Origin of the sequence: Micromonospora sp. NBC_00898, from assembly GCF_045207895.1 — a bacterium.
GTDB lineage: Bacteria > Actinomycetota > Actinomycetes > Mycobacteriales > Micromonosporaceae > Micromonospora.
Map to the genome: position 1 here is coordinate 2592971 of NZ_CP108775.1, position 14749 is coordinate 2607719.

Genomic DNA, 14749 nt, shown 5'->3' on the forward strand with positions numbered 1-14749 from the left:
GCAGGGCCCGTCCGGCGCGGGGGCCGAAAAGATCCCGGCCGGAGGTTTGATCGACTGCGCGGCTGGAAATGGTGGGGGCCGCTCGTCAGAGGGGGGACCGAACGTGTCCGAAGCCAGCACAGACCGCGCCGACCGGCCGGCCGAGGTGACCGACCCGCTGCTGTGGGGCCTGGCCACCGCGGTGGCCGACGCCCACCAGGCCGACGAGGACGGCGCCTGCGTCAGCCCGAGCTGCGTCGGCGCGGCCTGGCCCTGCGCCGCCTGGAACAACGCCCAGGAGGGGATGCGCGCCGCGCAGGCGGCCGCCCGCCCGGCCACCGACGCCGGGAGCGGCCGGCCGGCCGCGTCCCACCGTACGCAGCCGGCGCCGGCCGCTCGACGGGACGGCGCGGTGGCGGCCTCGGCCGCCTGAGGCCGGATACGCCCGCGGCCGGCACCGCGACGGCCACGGTGATCGTCGTACTATGGGAACACTGCGGGCGGGTCGGCCGGCCGGACGCGACGGCCGCCGCCGGGGTGGCGTCGCGGGAGCGCGCCCAGGCTCGACGGCCATGATCATGGGTCGATGAATTTCCGGTTTGTTTCGAGGCCGCGCGGGCCGGGTCGCCGGGCCGGACGATCGGCCATCTTCGCTGTTCCAGGGCCGCTGGACGGTCCGGCAGGCGGATTGCAAGGAAGCCCAAGAGAGCGCTCTCTTGCGTAACGAGCCATTGACGCTGTCAGCTCCACGCTGAACGGCAAGGGCTACTTCTCCGTCGCCGTGCTGCCCGGCGGCGCCGACCGGGCCACCCTCGCCGCCGAGTACGGCAGGTACGCCCACGCGCACGTCACCGGCACGAAGATGACCTACACGTACGACCCGGCGACCAGCACGGTGCGCACCACGTACGCGTTCACCACCACCCCCCGCGAGGGCACCGAGACGAAGACGGTGGTGTCGCTCTACCCGCACCAGTGGCGGAGCCTCGCCGGCGGCGCCCCGATCACCCCGACGTACGTCTCGCCGCGCGGCGCGATGCGCACGCTCACCGGCGTCTCGTCCTTCACCACCAGCATGAAGTACACCGGCGTGCTGCCGGAGGTGCCGGCGGTGGGTGACTCCTCGGGCGCCGACCTGAGCACCGTCACCAACTACCTCAACGCGGAGCTGGCCAACCCGGAGGGAATCAGCGGCCAGGACACCTACTGGGCGGGCAAGGGCCTCGGCCGGGCGGCGCGGGTCGCCGAGATCGCCGACCAGCTCGGCCTCACCGCCGTCCGCGATGCGGCGGTCAACGCCATGAAGACCCGGCTCACCAACTGGCTGACCGCCGGCTCCGGGGAGACCAGCCAGCTCTTCTACTACGACAGGAACTGGGGCACGCTGATCGGCTACCCCGCCTCGTACTTCTCCGACGAGGACCTCAACGACCACCACTTCCACTACGGCTACTTCATCGCCGCGGCGGCCACGCTGGCCAAGTTCGACCCGAACTGGGCGGCCGACACCCAGTACGGCGGCATGGTCGACATCCTCATCCGGGACGCCAACAACTACGACCGGAGCGACGCCCGCTTCCCCTACCTGCGGGACTTCGACATCTACGCCGGCCACGACTGGGCCTCCGGCCTGGCCTGCTTCTTCGCCGGCAACAACCAGGAGTCCTCGTCGGAGGGGATGAACTTCGCCAACGCCCTGATCCAGTGGGGCCAGGCGACCGGCAACACCGCCGTGCGGGACGCCGGGGTCTACATCTGGACCACCCAGTCCGCGGCGATCTCCGAGTACTGGTTCGACGTGCACGACGAGAACTTCCCGTCCGCCTTCGGGCACAAGACCGTCGGCATGGTGTGGGGTGACGGCGGCGCGTACGCCACCTGGTTCTCCTCGGCCCCGGAGATGATCCAGGGCATCAACATGCTGCCCGTCACCGGCGGCCACTTCTACCTGGGCAGCGACCCGGCCTACGTGACGGCCAACTACAACGAGCTGGTGGCCAACAAGGGCGGCCCGCCGAGCGTGTGGCAGGACGTCATCTGGGAGTTCCTGGCCCTCGGCGACGGCGACAAGGCGCTGGCCAACTTCCGGGCCAACAGCACCTTCGCCAGCCAGGAGGGCGAGAGCAAGGCGCACACCTTCCACTGGATCCGCAACCTCGCCGCACTGGGCACGGTGGACACCAGCGTCACCGCGAACCACCCCCTCGCGAAGGTCTTCAAGAAGGGCATCGCCCGCACCTACGTGGCGTCCAACATCACCTCCCAGCCGCTGACGGTGACCTTCTCGGACGGCACGAAGCTCACCGTGCCGGCCGGCAGGAGCGCCACCTCCGGGGCGCTGACCTGGAGCGGCGGCAGCGCCACCGGTGGCGTGGTCGTCCCGACCACCCCGCCGACGTCGCCCACCGACTCCCCGTCGCCGACCCCGACCAGCCCGAGCCCGACCAGCCCCAGCCCGACAACTACCCCGCCGGGGCAACCGCTCAGCCCGACCCAGTACCTGCTCTCCGGTGGCGCGCTGGCTGGTACCGCCGGCGCCGCCGGGACGGTGTCGGTGGCCGCGGCCAACGGCAACCACGACGGCACGCCGACCAACCCGCAGGTGTTCACCGCCACCGGACTGACCGGCACCTACACGGGTGGGACCAGTGGCTTCGACCTGGCCGTGGACGCGGGCACGGCGGTCGGCAACGGCGTCCAGGCCCGGGTGTCGTACGACCTGACCGGTGACGGCACCTTCGACCGGGTGGAGACGTACAACTACTACGCCACCGACCCGGTCAGCGGGGTCGAGCACTACCGGCAGACCCAGGGGCTGAAGTCGGCCACCGGCACGCTCGGCAACCTGGCCGGCGGCACCGTCACGGTGGAGGTCTGGAACGCCATCGGCGGCGGCGCGACGAACCTGGGCGTCGGCAACGCTTCCCAGCTCGTCCTGCCGTACACCGGGACCGTCCCCACCACTCCGCCGCCCACCGGCGACCCGACCGCTTTCACTGCGGACCTGTACCTGGCCGGCGGCAGCGCGCTCTCCGGCGCCGCGGGCACGGCGACCGTCGCCGCCGCCAACGGCAACTGGGTGGGTACACCGCACAACCCGCTGGTCTACACCGCCACCGGGGTGAACGCGACGTACTCCGGCGGGCAGACCCGGTTCGACCTGTTCCTCGACGCCGGCACCGGCGTGGGTAACGGCACCCACGTCCGGGTCTCCTACGACCTGACCAGCGACGGCAGCTTCGACCGGGTGGAGACGTACAACTACTACGCCACCGACCCGGTCAACGGCTGGGAGCACTACCGTCCTGCGGCACGTCGATGATCAGGGCGTGGAGCCGGGACCGGTGCATGCGGGGAGCGTATCGACGGATCAGACCACTGGCTCGTCGGCGAGCGCCGCTGTTGGTCAGGACGGGTGCAGGCGCGCGCGGCGCGCCTTGCGCCCCGTCTCGTACGCGGCCCGGGCGGTCTGCGCCGCCGCGGTGGCCGAGACCTCGGCGACCGGCACGTCCCACCACGCCCCGCCGTCCGGCCCCGGTTCCATCGGGTCCGTCGCGACATACACGACGGTGGTCCGGTCGGCGGCCTTCGCCGCAGCCAGCCCGGCGCGCAGCTCGGCCATGGTGCCCGCCCGGATCACCTCCGCGCCCAGGCTCGCCGCGTTCGCCGCGAGGTCGACCGGCAGCGGCGCACCGGCGCGGTCGCGGTAGGCGGTGCCGAGCCGCTGCGCGCCGACGCTGTCGGAGAGCCGGCCGATCGAGGCGAAACCCTGGTTGTCGACCAGCACCACGACCAGCTTGACCCCCTCGGCCACCGCGGTGACCAGTTCGCTCGGCAGCATCAGGTAGGAACCGTCGCCGACCAGCACGAAGACCTCCCGGTCCGGGGCGGCCAGCTTGACCCCGATCCCGCCGGCGATCTCGTAGCCCATGCAGGAGTAGCCGTACTCGACGTGGTAGGCCTTGGGGTCGGTGCTGCGCCACAGCTTGTGCAGGTCGCCGGGCATCGACCCGGCCGCGCAGACCACCACGTCCCGGGGGCCGGCGGCGTCGTTGACCGCGCCGATGACCGCGGCCTGCGCCGGCGGCGCCTGCGGGTCGGCGTGCCGGGCGCGGTCCACCACGGCCGCCCACCGGGTGCCCAGGTCCGCGACCATCGACCGGTACGCAGGCAGGGTGGCCCAGGCGCCGCAGGCCGCGCTCAGCGCGGTCAGGCTCTCCCGGGCATCGCCGACGACCTGCACCCCCGACAGCTTGGCGGCGTCGAAGCCGGTGATGTTGAGGTTGACGAACCGGGCGTCGCCGAAGAGGGTGCCGGAGGCGGTGGTGAAGTCGCTGTAGCGGGTGCCGAGGCCGATCACGACGTCGGCGTTCGCGGTGACCTCGTTGGCCGCGGCGGTGCCGGTGACCCCGACCGCGCCCGCCGCCAGGGGATGGTCGTGGGGCAGGGCACCCTTGCCCGCCTGGGTCTCCACCACCGGCACGCCGTGCCGCTCGGCGAAGCCGCGCAGCGCGTCCGTCGCGCCGCTGTAGATGACGCCGCCGCCGGCCACCAGCACCGGCCGGTGGGCCACGGTGACGATCCCGGCGGCCCGCCGGACGGCCGCCTCGTCCGGGCGGGGGCGCGGCACGTGCCAGGTGCGGTCGGCGAACAGCTCCTCCGGCCAGTCGTACGCCTCGGCCTGCACGTCCTGCGGCAGGGCGAGGGTGACCGCGCCGGTCTCCGCCGGGTCGGTGAGCACCCGCATGGCGGCCAGCAGCGCGGCCGGCAGCTGCTCCGGCCGGTTGATCCGGTCCCAGTACCGCGAGACCGGGCGCAGCGCGTCGGTGACGCTGACGTCGTACGAACGGACGTCCTCCAGTTCCTGCAGCACCGGGTTGGCCGGTCGGGTGGCGAAGATGTCGCCGGGCAGCAGCAGCACCGGCAGCCGGTTGATCGTCGCGCCGGCGGCGCCGGTGACCAGGTTCGTCGCGCCCGGGCCGATGGAGGTGGTGCAGGCCAGGGTGCTCAGCCGGTCGGTCATCCGGGCGTACGCGGCGGCGGTGTGCACCATCCCCTGCTCGTTGCGGCACAACCAGTACGGCAGGTCGACGCCCGCAGCGGCGGCGCCGGCCAGAGCCTCGCCGAGACCGGCGACGTTGCCGTGGCCGAAGATGCCGAAGCAGGCCGGGATCAACCGGCGGCGCTGACCATCGCGTTCGGACCACTGCCGGGCGAGGAAGGCCACCAGGGCCTGCGCCACCGTGAGCCTTCGCATCAGCTGCCTCCCGTCGGTGGGCCGGTCAGCGGCAGCCGCGGGTCGACCCGCTGGTCGGCCCAGCTGCCCCGGATCCAGGCGTGCCGTGGATCGTCCACGCAGGCCGTGGTGCGGGTCGGACCGGGCCCGGCCAGCACGTTGAGGTAGTAGAGGTGGTAGCCGGGCGGGGCCATCGACGGGCCGTGGTAGCCGTACGGGACGAGCACCAGGTCGCCGCTGCGCACCTCGGCGAGCACGTCGATCGGCCGCCGGTCGGTGCCGTACACCCGCTGGTAGCCGACCCGGCCGCCGCCGTCGCCCGGCGCCGCGCCGGACACCTCGAAGTAGTAGATCTCCTCCAGCGCCGCCTCGACCCGGCCGTCGTCGTGGACCCGATCGTCCTCGTGCTTGTGCGGCGGGTAGGACGACCAGTTGCCGCCGGGGGTGAGCACCTCGACGGCGACCAGCCGGTCGCAGTCGAAGGCCTCCGGGGCGCAGAAGTTGTTGACCTGCCGGCTGGCCGACCCGGCGCCGCGCAGCTCCACTGGCACATCCCGGGCCGCGCCGTAGCGCGGCGACAGCCGGCGGGTGGCCCGGGCCGAGGGCATTGCGAAGCGCCCCCCGCCGCGGACCGTCACCGTCGCGTCCCTGGGCAGGTAGGCGAAGTCGGTGACCGCGGCGAAGACCGAGGCCCGACCGGTCAGCTCCAGGCGCAGCCCGTCACAGTGCACGGTGGCGGCCCCGGCCAGCGGCAGGACCAGCATCTCCTCCTCGCCGGTGGCGAAGGTGACCTCACCGCCGGCGGGCAGGGTGAGCATCCGCAGGCCCGCGTACGTCCAGCCGGCCCGCTCGGGGGTGAGCTCCAGCGCCCAGGGCGCCCGAGCGGTCGTCCCCCAGGGCAGGTGCGGTCGGCCGGTCATGCCTCCTGCCAGGTGGGCAGCAGTGAGTGGGCCAGGTCGACCGCGGCGGCCACGTCGTCGTCCGGCGGGTAGAGCAGCGCCCGGCCGACCACCAGTCCCCGGACGCCGGGTTGGCGCAGCGCCCGCTGCCAGCGGCCGTACACCACGTCGGGAGTTTCCGTCGGGTCGCCGCCGAGCAGCAGGACGGGCAGGGTGGTCGCGGCCACCACCCGGTCCATCTCGTCGATCGCCGGCAGCTTCAACCAGGTGTACGCCGAGGTCGTGCCGAGTGCCTGCCCGACGCTCACGCTCTTGATCACCGCCTCCGGCGTCAGGTCGACGTGGACCCGCCCGTCGGTGCGCCCCACCCACATCGGCTCCACCAACGCCACCGTGCGGTGTGCCGCGAGGGCGCTGACCGCCTGGGCGCAGGCCTGCAGCGTAGAGACCGTGCCGTGGTCGTCCGGGTCGATCCGGCAGAGCATCTTGCCACCGTCGTAGCCCATCGCGGCGATGCTGTCGGCGTCGTACGCGGTGAACCGGTCGTCCAGCTCGAACGCGGCGCCGAACAGGCCACCGCGGTTCATCGAGCCGATCGCCAACCGGTCCTCCAGCGCGCCCAGCAGCAGCAGGTCCTCCAGGATGTCCGGGGTGCCGAGCACCCCGTCGACCCCGGGCCGGGACAGCGCGAGCCGCAGCCGGTCGAGCAGGTCGGTACGCCCGGCCATGGCCATCGGCCGGTCCCGGACACCGAGGGCGCCCCGGGCGGGGTGATCGGCGGCGATGAGGAACAGCGGCCGGCCGTGGTCGGGCCAGGGTCGGCGGGTCCGCCCGGCGGCGGCCTCGGCGATCGCCTGCGGCCGGTGCGCGCGGGTGAGGGTCAACGCCTCGTACTCGGTGCTCACCGCAGCCCCTCGGGAAGCCCGTCCCTCAATGCGGGGAGGAATGCGGGTCCCCGCAGAGCGGGGACGCCAGCTTGTCGTACCCTGCCGCTACGGTCAGCGCCATGATCACGACGCCGGCTGGTGCAGACAGCGGGCACGCTCGCTACACCTACCGGATTCGGGTGTCCGCCACCGCTCGCGTCGCTCTGCTCGCCGAGTGGGGGCGCTGCCGGTGGGTGTGGAACGAGTGCGTCGCAAAGTCCAAGGCGGTGCACCAGCGCAGCAAGGCCCACCCGCAGGACAAGCTGACCTGTGGTCCGGCGCAGCTGGACAAGATGTTGACCGACGCCCGCCGCATCACCCCGTGGCTTGCCGAAGGTGCTAGCGTGCCGCAGCAGCAGATCATCCGTGACTTCGGTAAGTCTCGGTCCAAGGCGCTTAAGGACATCAGGGACAGGCTTCCGATGCGACGGCGCGCCGGGATGCCGAGGTTCAAGAAGAAGGATCTGTCCGGCCCGAGCCTGAACTACACGCGGCGTGGATTCCGCCTCTGCGACGGGCGGTTGCACCTCGCAGGCGGGATCGTGGTGACGGTCGTGTGGTCCCGGGAGTTGCCCGCGCAGCCCAGCTCGGTGCGCGTCTACCGGGACGGCCTCGGCCACTGGTACGCCTCGTTCGTTGTCCCAGCCCCGAGCGAACCGTTGCCTGCCACCGGCGCGGTGATCGGCGTTGACTGGGGTGTGCGGCAGATCGCGACCACCACCTCCGACGTCCACGATCTTCCCCACCCCCGGCATGGCAAGAAACTGGCCGGCAAGCTGGCCCGGTACCAGCGGATGATGGCCAGGCGGAAATGCCCGAAGGGCAAACCCGCCACACGCGGCTACCGTAAGGCGGCCCGGCAGACCGCGAAGGTCCACAAGAAGATCGCCCGGCAGCGTGAGGACACCGGCCGTAAGTGGGCGAAGAAGGTTGCCCGTGATCATGATGTGATCGCGGTAGAGGACTTCCGTCCGAAGTTCCTGGCAAAGACGACGATGGCCCATAAGGCCGCTGACGCGGCAGTCGGTGCGACGAAACGGGCCCTGATCGAGATGGGCCGCAAACACGGCCGCACCGTGCACGCGATCAATCCTGCGCATACCACGATGGATTGCGCGCAGTGCGGAGCGAGAGCCAAGCACGCACTTCCCCTTTCCGAACGTACGTACACGTGCACTGCGTGTGGGGTTGTCTCGCCGAGGGACAAGAACTCTGCCCGTGTGATGCTGGTCCGGGCTGGTCTGTACCCGGCTGGTGTTGATCGCGTAAGATCTGATCGTCCGCAGGACGACCAGGCAGCGTGAGCCAGGAATCCCCTCCGTTCAGGCAGGGAGCAGTCAACGGTCTCCTTTCGTCGCGGGGGCCGGCTCCGCCCGGGCTGCGAGCGCCTCGGTCTCGGCCTCGTCGGGCATGGCGGACGAGCAGGCCAGCCGCGACGCGACGATCGCGCCCGCGGCGTTGGCGAAGCGCAGCGTCCGTTCCAGCGGCCAGCCCCGCAGCAGGCCCAGGCAGAGGGCGCCGCCGAAGGCGTCCCCGGCGCCGAGCCCGTTGACCACCTCCACCGGCACCGGCGGCAGCCGGACCGTCTCCTCGCCGGTGCTGGCCAGCACCCCGTCCGGGCCGAGCTTGACCACGGCGAGCCGCGGCCCGCGGTCGAGCAGCAGCCGGGCGGCCCGCTCGGGGTCCCGGGTGCCGACCGCCACCTCGGCCTCGTCGAGGTTGCCGACGGCAACGGTGACCCGGGGCAGCGCCTCGGCGTAGGCGGCCGTGGCGGCGGCCGGGTCGGGCCAGAACATCGACCGGTAGTCGAGGTCCAGGACGGTATGCGGGCGGCCGGCGCGGGCGGCCAGCGCCGTGAGGTGCGCGTCCCGGCTGGGTCGCTGGCAGAGCCCGGTGCCGGTGAGCCAGAAGACCCGGGCCGCCACGATCGCGGCGAGGTCCAGCTCGTCCGGCTGGATCTGCAGGTCCGGGGCGGTGGGCGTGCGGTAGAACCAGATCGGGAAGTGGTCCGGCGGGAAGATCTCGCAGAAGGTCACCGGGGTGGGCAGCCCGTCGACGGGGCGTACCTGGCTGTCGTCGACGCCGAAGTCGCGCAGCGCCCGGTGCACGTAGTCGGCGAAGGCGTCGGCGCCGGTCCGGGTGATGACCCCGGCGCGCAGGCCGTACCGGGCGGCGGCGACCGCGACGTTGGTGGCACTGCCGCCGAGGAACCTGCCGAAGGTCTCGACCTCGGCCAGCGGCGTGGCGATCTGCAGCGGATAGATGTCCACTCCGACCCGGCCGATGGTGAGCACATCGAGCATGCGGCGTCCTTTGTCCGGGCCGGCGACGGCGTGACCGCCAGCTCGATCCTGGTCCCTGATTGGTAACAGTGGCCGCGAGTTGTGTCAATGTGTTGTCCTGACATCCGGCAGGCATGTTCGGTGACCGCTTCGGTACAGTGGCGCCCATCAGCGCGCCCCCGACGCTGGGCATCCGTGACGAGGAGGTCCCCCGTGACCGGCCCCGAGATCGCGGTCGACCGGAGCAGCCCGGTCCCGCTCTACTTCCAGGTCGCCGAGCAGTTCACCGCCGCGATCCAGCGCGGCGAGCTGGCGCCCGGAGACCGGCTGGACAGCGAACTGCAGCTCGCCGACCGGCTGGGATTGTCCCGGCCCACCGTCCGGCAGGCCATCCAGCACCTGGTCGACAAGGGACTGATCGTGCGCCGCCGCGGCGTGGGCACCCAGGTGGTGCGGGGCGAGGTACGCCGTGCGGTCGAGCTGACCAGCCTGCACGACGACCTCGCCCGGGCCGGGCGGCAGCCGTCCACCTCGGTGCTCGAACTGGCCACCGTGGCCTGCCCGGCGCAGGTGGCGGCCGCGCTCGGGGTCACCGCCGGCAGCGAGCTGCAGCACCTGCGCCGGTTGCGCTTCGCCGACGGGGAGCCCCTCGCGGTGATGGAGAACTGGCTCCCCCTCGACCTGGTCCGGCTCACCCTGGACGCCCTGCAGAGCCGGGGCCTGTACGCGATCCTGCGCGCGGCCGGCCTGCGGGTGCGCGGCGCCCAGCAGCGGATCGGCGCCCGGGCCGCGACCGCGGCGGAGGCGCAGATGCTCGGCGAGCGGCGCGGCGCCCCGCTGCTGACCATGACCCGGACGGCGTACGACGACCAGGGCCGCTACGTCGAGCACGGCGCGCACCTCTACCGGGCCTCCCGGTACGCGCTGGAGGTGACCGTCGCCGAGCGGTGACGCGAACTGTTTCACGCTGATTTCAGTGACAGGTATTTACGTCGTCAGGCTGTCATGACATTGTGGCCGACAAGCACCGCCGGCACGGACCTGCGGCCGGCGGGGCGACCCGCGAGTCTCTTCGAAGTCACTCCTTGCGAAGGGAACAGCCCATGTCAGTCACACCGAGACGCGTCACGGGTGTGCTCGCCGCGCTCACCGCCGTCACCCTCGCCGCCACGGCCTGCGGTGGCGACTCGGAGCCCGCCGGCAAGGACGCCAAGAACATCACCCTCACCATCGCCTCCAACGCCATCGCCGGCGGCAAGAACGCCACCGGCGCCGAGTGGATCGAGAAGTGGGTCATCCCCCGGTTCGTCGAGGCCCAGAAGGCCAAGGGCGTCACCGCCAAGGTGTCGTTCGTGCCCAGCGGTGTCGACGACGAGCAGTACAAGACCAAGCTGGCCCTGGACCTGCGCTCCAAGGGCGGCGCCGACGTGGTGTCCGTCGACGGCATCTGGGTCGGCGAGTTCGCCCAGGCCGGATATCTCAAGCCACTCTCCGATGTGGCCGGTGACCAGGTCGACAAGTGGGACGGCTGGTCGCAGATCCCGGAGAGCGTGCAGGGCCTGGGCACGTTCGACGACAAGCGGTACGGCATCCCGCAGGGCACCGACGGCCGCGTCCTCTACTACAACAAGAAGCTCTTCGCCCAGGCCGGCCTGCCCGCCGACTGGCAACCGAAGAGCTGGCAGGAGATCCTCGACGCCGGCGCCAAGCTCAAGGCGCTGCCCGGGGTGACCCCGATCCAGATCAACGCCGGCACGGCGATGGGCGAGGCGACCACGATGCAGGGCGCGCTGCCGCTGCTGGTCGGCGCCGGCGGCGAGATCTGGAAGGACGGCAAGTGGGCCGGCGCCAACCAGCCGGTCAAGGACGTGCTCGACTTCTACACCAAGGTCTACGGCGGCGGCCTCGGCGACCCGAAGCTCCAGCAGGAGGCCAAGGGTCGGGACAAGTCCTTCGAGGAGTTCGCCGCCGGCAAGATCGGCATCCTCGGCGAGGGCGACTACTTCTGGCGCAGCGTCATCAACCCGAAGGACGGCATCGCCAAGATGCCCGACCGGGACACCACGGTCGGGTACGCGATGATCCCGGCCAAGCAGCCCGGCGCGGGCATCCGGGGCCAGGACTTCGTGAGCATGTCCGGCGGCGGCGTCGACGTGCTCAACCCGAACTCGAAGTACCCGGCGCAGGCGTTCGAGCTGCTCGCGTTCATGCACTCGGCGGAGGCCACCAAGGCGCAGCTCGCCGGTGCGGCGCGGATCACCTCCCGGATGGACGTCAACAAGGAGGTCCTCGCGGGCGACCCGATGCTGAACTTCGTCGCCGAGAAGGTGCTGCCGCTGACCGCGTACCGGCCGCCGCTGGCGGTCTACCCGCAGGTGTCGGTGGCGCTGCAGGAGGCGACCGCCGCCGCGGCGTCGGGCAAGAGCGCCGACGAGGCGGCATCGGCGTACCAGAAGAAGGTCGAAGGGATCGTCGGTGGTCCAGGTAACGTCTCGTCCTGACGAGACGGTCGGGGGAGCGCGCCCGGTTGCGGGCGCCTCCCCCGCCCCCGACGCCGCCGGGCTGGGCCGGGCCCGCGCCGCCGGGTTCCTCGTCCCCAGCATGGTGCTGATCCTGCTCTTCCTCGTGGTGCCGGCCGCCTGGACGATCTACCTGGGCGTCACCAACTACCGGCTCACCGGCCTGGCCGCGGCCAACCCGGAGATCGTCGGGCTGGACAACTACACGCGGGCGCTGGGCGACGAACGCTTCCGCGCGTCGCTGCTGCTCACCCTGCAGTTCGTGCTCGGCTCGGCGGTGATCGGCCAGGCCGGCCTCGGCTTCGCCATCGCCTTCGCCCTGCGCGACCGGCGGGGTCCGCTGCGCCGGGTGGTCGAGGCGTTCATCCTGCTGTCCTGGATCCTGCCCAGCTCGGTCGTCGCCTTCCTCTGGATCGCCCTGCTCGACCGGGACGCCGGCACGCTCAACGCCCTGCTCGACACGCCCGGCATGGCCTGGCTGCTCGACCACCCGATGCTGTCGATCATCATCTTCAACACCTGGCGGGGCACCGCGTTCTCGATGATGCTCTACGCCGCCGCGCTGGAGAACGTGCCCCGGTCGCACCTGGAGACCGCCCGGCTGGCCGGCGCGTCCACCTGGCAGCAGCTGCGCGACGTGGTGTTCCCGCGCATCCGCGGTCACGTGCTGACCAACCTGCTGCTGATCAGCCTCTGGACGTTCAACGACTTCACGCCGTTCCTGATCACCGCCGGCGGTCCCGAGCAGCGTTCCGAGGTGCTGGCGGTCTACGTCTACAAGGTGGCGCTCTCCGGCGGCGAGCTGGGCTTCGGCGCGGCCATCTCGTTCATCATGCTGCTGATCAACCTGGTCATCGCGCTGGTCTACCTGCGCATGCTGGGCCGGCGGAAGGAGCGGGCATGAGCACCGTGACCCCTACGGCCGACCAGGCCCGCGTCGACGCGCCGAGGGTGGCCGTGCGGCACGTGCTGGCCCGGATCGGACGCTACGTCTTCCTCTGCCTCGTGCTCGCCTTCTTCGCCCTGCCGCTGCTCTGGCTGGCCACCGCGCCGTTCGACGACACCCCGACGATCGGCATCTCGCTGCCGGACTTCACCCTCGACAACTTCCGGGCCCTGCTGGACAACCCGTACGCGCTGACCTCGCTGGTCAACTCGGTCTGGCTGGCCGGGGGCACCGCCGTGCTGGTGGTGACGTTCGCCGCCCTCGCCGCGTACGCGCTGAGCCGGGTCCGGGTGCCGGGCCGGGACGCGCTGCTCTACGGGCTGCTGCTGCTGTCGTCGATCGTGACCGGCACGGCCACCATGGTGCCGCTGTTCGAGCTGGCGTTCCGGCTCCACCTGATCGACTCCCGGCTCGGGGTGATCCTGATCCTCACCGGTGGCCTGCTGCCGGCGGCGATCTTCATCCTCAAGGACTTCATGGACGCCACGCCCACCTCCTACGAGGAGTCCGCGCGGGTGTTCGGCGCCAGCCCGCTGCAGATCATGCGGCACATCGTGGTGCCGGTCGTCCGGCCCGGCCTGGCCACCGTCGGGGTGTGGGCGGTGGCGAACGTGTGGGGCAACTTCCTGGTGCCGTTCCTGCTGCTGCGCGGCCCGGACAAGGCGCCCGCCGCGGTGATCATGTACACCCTCTACACCGAGGGCGGCCAGGCCGACCTGCGCCTGCTCTCCACCTTCTCACTGCTCTACTCGCTGCCGGTGGCGCTGATGTTCGTCTTCGTCAGCAGCAGGTACGGATTCCGCTTCCACGGAGGGATCAAGCGCTGATGTCCGCCATCACCCTGCGCGAGCTGACCAAGGTCTACCCCAACGGGGTACGCGCCCTGGACGCCCTCGACCTGGAGATCGCCGACGGCGAGTTCTTCGCCCTGCTCGGCCCGTCCGGCTGCGGCAAGACCACCCTGCTGCGCACCATCGCCGGGCTGGAACTCGCCTCCGCCGGCAGCGTACGCATCGGCGAGCGGGCCGTGACGAACCTGCCGCCCGGCCAGCGGGACGTGGCGATGGTCTTCCAGGACTACGCGCTCTTCCCGCACATGACGGTGCGGGACAACATCGCGTACCCGCTGCGGATCAAGAAGGTCGGCAAGACCGCCCGGCAGGACAAGGCCGCGGCCACCGCCGACGAGCTGGGCCTGTCGGCGCTGCTGGACCGCCGCCCCGGGCAGCTCTCCGGCGGCCAGCAGCAGCGGGTCGCGCTCGCCCGGGCGATGGCCTGCCACCCGCAGGTCTTCCTGCTCGACGAGCCGCTGTCCAACCTGGACGCCCGGCTGCGGCTGGAGGCGCGGACGTTCCTCAAGCGGCTGCAACGCGAGCTGGGCGTCACCACCGTCTTCGTCACCCACGACCAGGCCGAGGCGCTGGCCCTGGCTGACCGGATCGCGGTGATGGAGGGCGGCCGGATCCGGCAGGTCGGCACCCCCACCGAGGTGTTCCGCCGCCCGGCCAACACCTTCGTCGCCGGGTTCATCGGCTCGACGCCGATGAACCTGGTCCCGGCCCGGGTCCACGGCGACGAGCTGGCCGTCGCCGGGGTGCGGCTGCCGGTGCCCGAGGAGGTCCGCGGCCAGCTGACCGACGGGGAGCAGGTGGTCTACGGGGTCCGGCCCGAATACCTCGACTACTCCGCCGACCCGGTTCCCGCGGCGCTGACCGGCCAGGTCGTCGTGGTGGAGAACCTCGGCAGCTTCTCCCTGGTGTCGCTGGACGTGCCCGCCGAGGACGACACGACGGCCAGCGTGCAGGTCGTGGTGCCGGAGGGGCGGGAACCCGAGCCCGGCGACACCGCCTGGGTGGTGCCGCGACCCGGCCGCTCGCTGGTCTACCGCGACGGCGAACTGGTCGGCGGGACGGCGCCACCGGTGCCGGCACCGCGTGCCGGCGTCGAGGTGGACGCCTGACC

Annotated in this window: 12 protein-coding genes; 8 read left to right on the top strand and 4 right to left on the bottom strand. The window is 72.0% G+C overall.

Going from position 1 to position 14749, the window contains the following annotated elements; genetic code table 11:
* Positions 1-103 precede the first annotated feature (103 nt).
* Together OG799_RS12695 and OG799_RS12700 are read left to right on the top strand one after the other, a co-directional pair.
* Entirely contained in the window at positions 104-412 is a 309-nt protein-coding gene (locus tag OG799_RS12695; RefSeq protein ID WP_406045229.1) for a hypothetical protein, read from the top strand.
* Positions 413-760: 348 nt separating this feature from the next.
* Positions 761-3301, top strand: coding sequence for a glycosyl hydrolase (locus OG799_RS12700; protein ID WP_406045230.1), 2541 nt, complete (start codon positions 761-763; stop codon positions 3299-3301).
* 84 nt (positions 3302-3385) lie between these two features.
* Here the strand turns inward: OG799_RS12700 and iolD are convergent, their stop codons facing one another.
* The 3 genes from iolD to OG799_RS12715 are packed head-to-tail and all read right to left on the bottom strand — an operon-like array spanning position 3386 to position 7019.
* Positions 3386-5236, bottom strand: a complete 1851-nt coding sequence (iolD, locus tag OG799_RS12705; RefSeq protein WP_406045231.1) for a 3D-(3,5/4)-trihydroxycyclohexane-1,2-dione acylhydrolase (decyclizing) — start codon at positions 5234-5236, stop codon at positions 3386-3388.
* Positions 5236-6135 (bottom strand): 5-deoxy-glucuronate isomerase, encoded by a 900-nt coding sequence (gene iolB / locus OG799_RS12710; RefSeq protein WP_406045232.1) that lies wholly within the window; start codon positions 6133-6135, stop codon positions 5236-5238. The genes iolD and iolB overlap by 1 nt, the downstream gene beginning before the upstream one ends.
* Entirely contained in the window at positions 6132-7019 is an 888-nt protein-coding gene (locus OG799_RS12715; protein WP_406045233.1) for an aldolase, read from the bottom strand. The genes iolB and OG799_RS12715 overlap by 4 nt, the downstream gene beginning before the upstream one ends.
* Before the next feature lie 101 nt (positions 7020-7120).
* Between OG799_RS12715 and OG799_RS12720 the strand changes: the two genes are divergently transcribed.
* On the top strand, positions 7121-8344 hold the full coding sequence (locus OG799_RS12720; RefSeq protein ID WP_406045234.1) for an RNA-guided endonuclease InsQ/TnpB family protein: 1224 nt from the start codon (positions 7121-7123) through the stop codon (positions 8342-8344).
* A 33-nt stretch (positions 8345-8377) separates the two neighbouring features.
* Here OG799_RS12720 and iolC read toward each other — a convergent pair whose 3' ends face one another.
* Complete coding sequence (iolC, locus tag OG799_RS12725; RefSeq protein WP_406045235.1) at positions 8378-9343, bottom strand: 5-dehydro-2-deoxygluconokinase; 966 nt, start codon at positions 9341-9343, stop codon at positions 8378-8380.
* Positions 9344-9535: 192 nt separating this feature from the next.
* Here iolC and OG799_RS12730 point away from each other — a divergent pair, with 192 nt between their 5' ends.
* From OG799_RS12730 to OG799_RS12750, 5 genes are all read left to right on the top strand, one after another.
* Entirely contained in the window at positions 9536-10273 is a 738-nt protein-coding gene (locus tag OG799_RS12730) for a GntR family transcriptional regulator (RefSeq protein WP_406045236.1), read from the top strand.
* 152 nt (positions 10274-10425) lie between these two features.
* Positions 10426-11823: an extracellular solute-binding protein gene (locus tag OG799_RS12735; RefSeq protein WP_406045237.1), complete on the top strand. Its 1398-nt coding sequence runs from the start codon at positions 10426-10428 to the stop codon at positions 11821-11823.
* Positions 11798-12745 carry a carbohydrate ABC transporter permease gene (locus OG799_RS12740; protein ID WP_406045238.1) on the top strand — a complete coding sequence of 316 codons (948 nt, stop codon included), beginning with the start codon at positions 11798-11800 and terminating at the stop codon, positions 12743-12745. The genes OG799_RS12735 and OG799_RS12740 overlap by 26 nt, the downstream gene beginning before the upstream one ends.
* Positions 12742-13614, top strand: a complete 873-nt coding sequence (locus tag OG799_RS12745; RefSeq protein WP_406045239.1) for a carbohydrate ABC transporter permease — start codon at positions 12742-12744, stop codon at positions 13612-13614. The genes OG799_RS12740 and OG799_RS12745 overlap by 4 nt, the downstream gene beginning before the upstream one ends.
* Positions 13614-14747: an ABC transporter ATP-binding protein gene (locus OG799_RS12750; RefSeq protein WP_406045240.1), complete on the top strand. Its 1134-nt coding sequence runs from the start codon at positions 13614-13616 to the stop codon at positions 14745-14747. The genes OG799_RS12745 and OG799_RS12750 overlap by 1 nt, the downstream gene beginning before the upstream one ends.
* Positions 14748-14749 lie beyond the last annotated feature (2 nt).

What these genes read in the sequence shown, in the direction of transcription:
- iolD (WP_406045231.1), bottom strand. Translation starts at nt 5,236, where the DNA reads ATGCGAAGGCTCACGGTGGCGCAGGCCCTGGTGGCCTTCCTCGCCCGG.
- iolC (WP_406045235.1), bottom strand. Translation starts at nt 9,343, where the DNA reads ATGCTCGATGTGCTCACCATCGGCCGGGTCGGAGTGGACATCTATCCG.
- iolB (WP_406045232.1), bottom strand. Translation starts at nt 6,135, where the DNA reads ATGACCGGCCGACCGCACCTGCCCTGGGGGACGACCGCTCGGGCGCCC.
- OG799_RS12735 (WP_406045237.1), top strand. Translation starts at nt 10,426, where the DNA reads ATGTCAGTCACACCGAGACGCGTCACGGGTGTGCTCGCCGCGCTCACC.
- OG799_RS12745 (WP_406045239.1), top strand. Translation starts at nt 12,742, where the DNA reads ATGAGCACCGTGACCCCTACGGCCGACCAGGCCCGCGTCGACGCGCCG.
- OG799_RS12750 (WP_406045240.1), top strand. Translation starts at nt 13,614, where the DNA reads ATGTCCGCCATCACCCTGCGCGAGCTGACCAAGGTCTACCCCAACGGG.
- OG799_RS12720 (WP_406045234.1), top strand. Translation starts at nt 7,121, where the DNA reads ATGATCACGACGCCGGCTGGTGCAGACAGCGGGCACGCTCGCTACACC.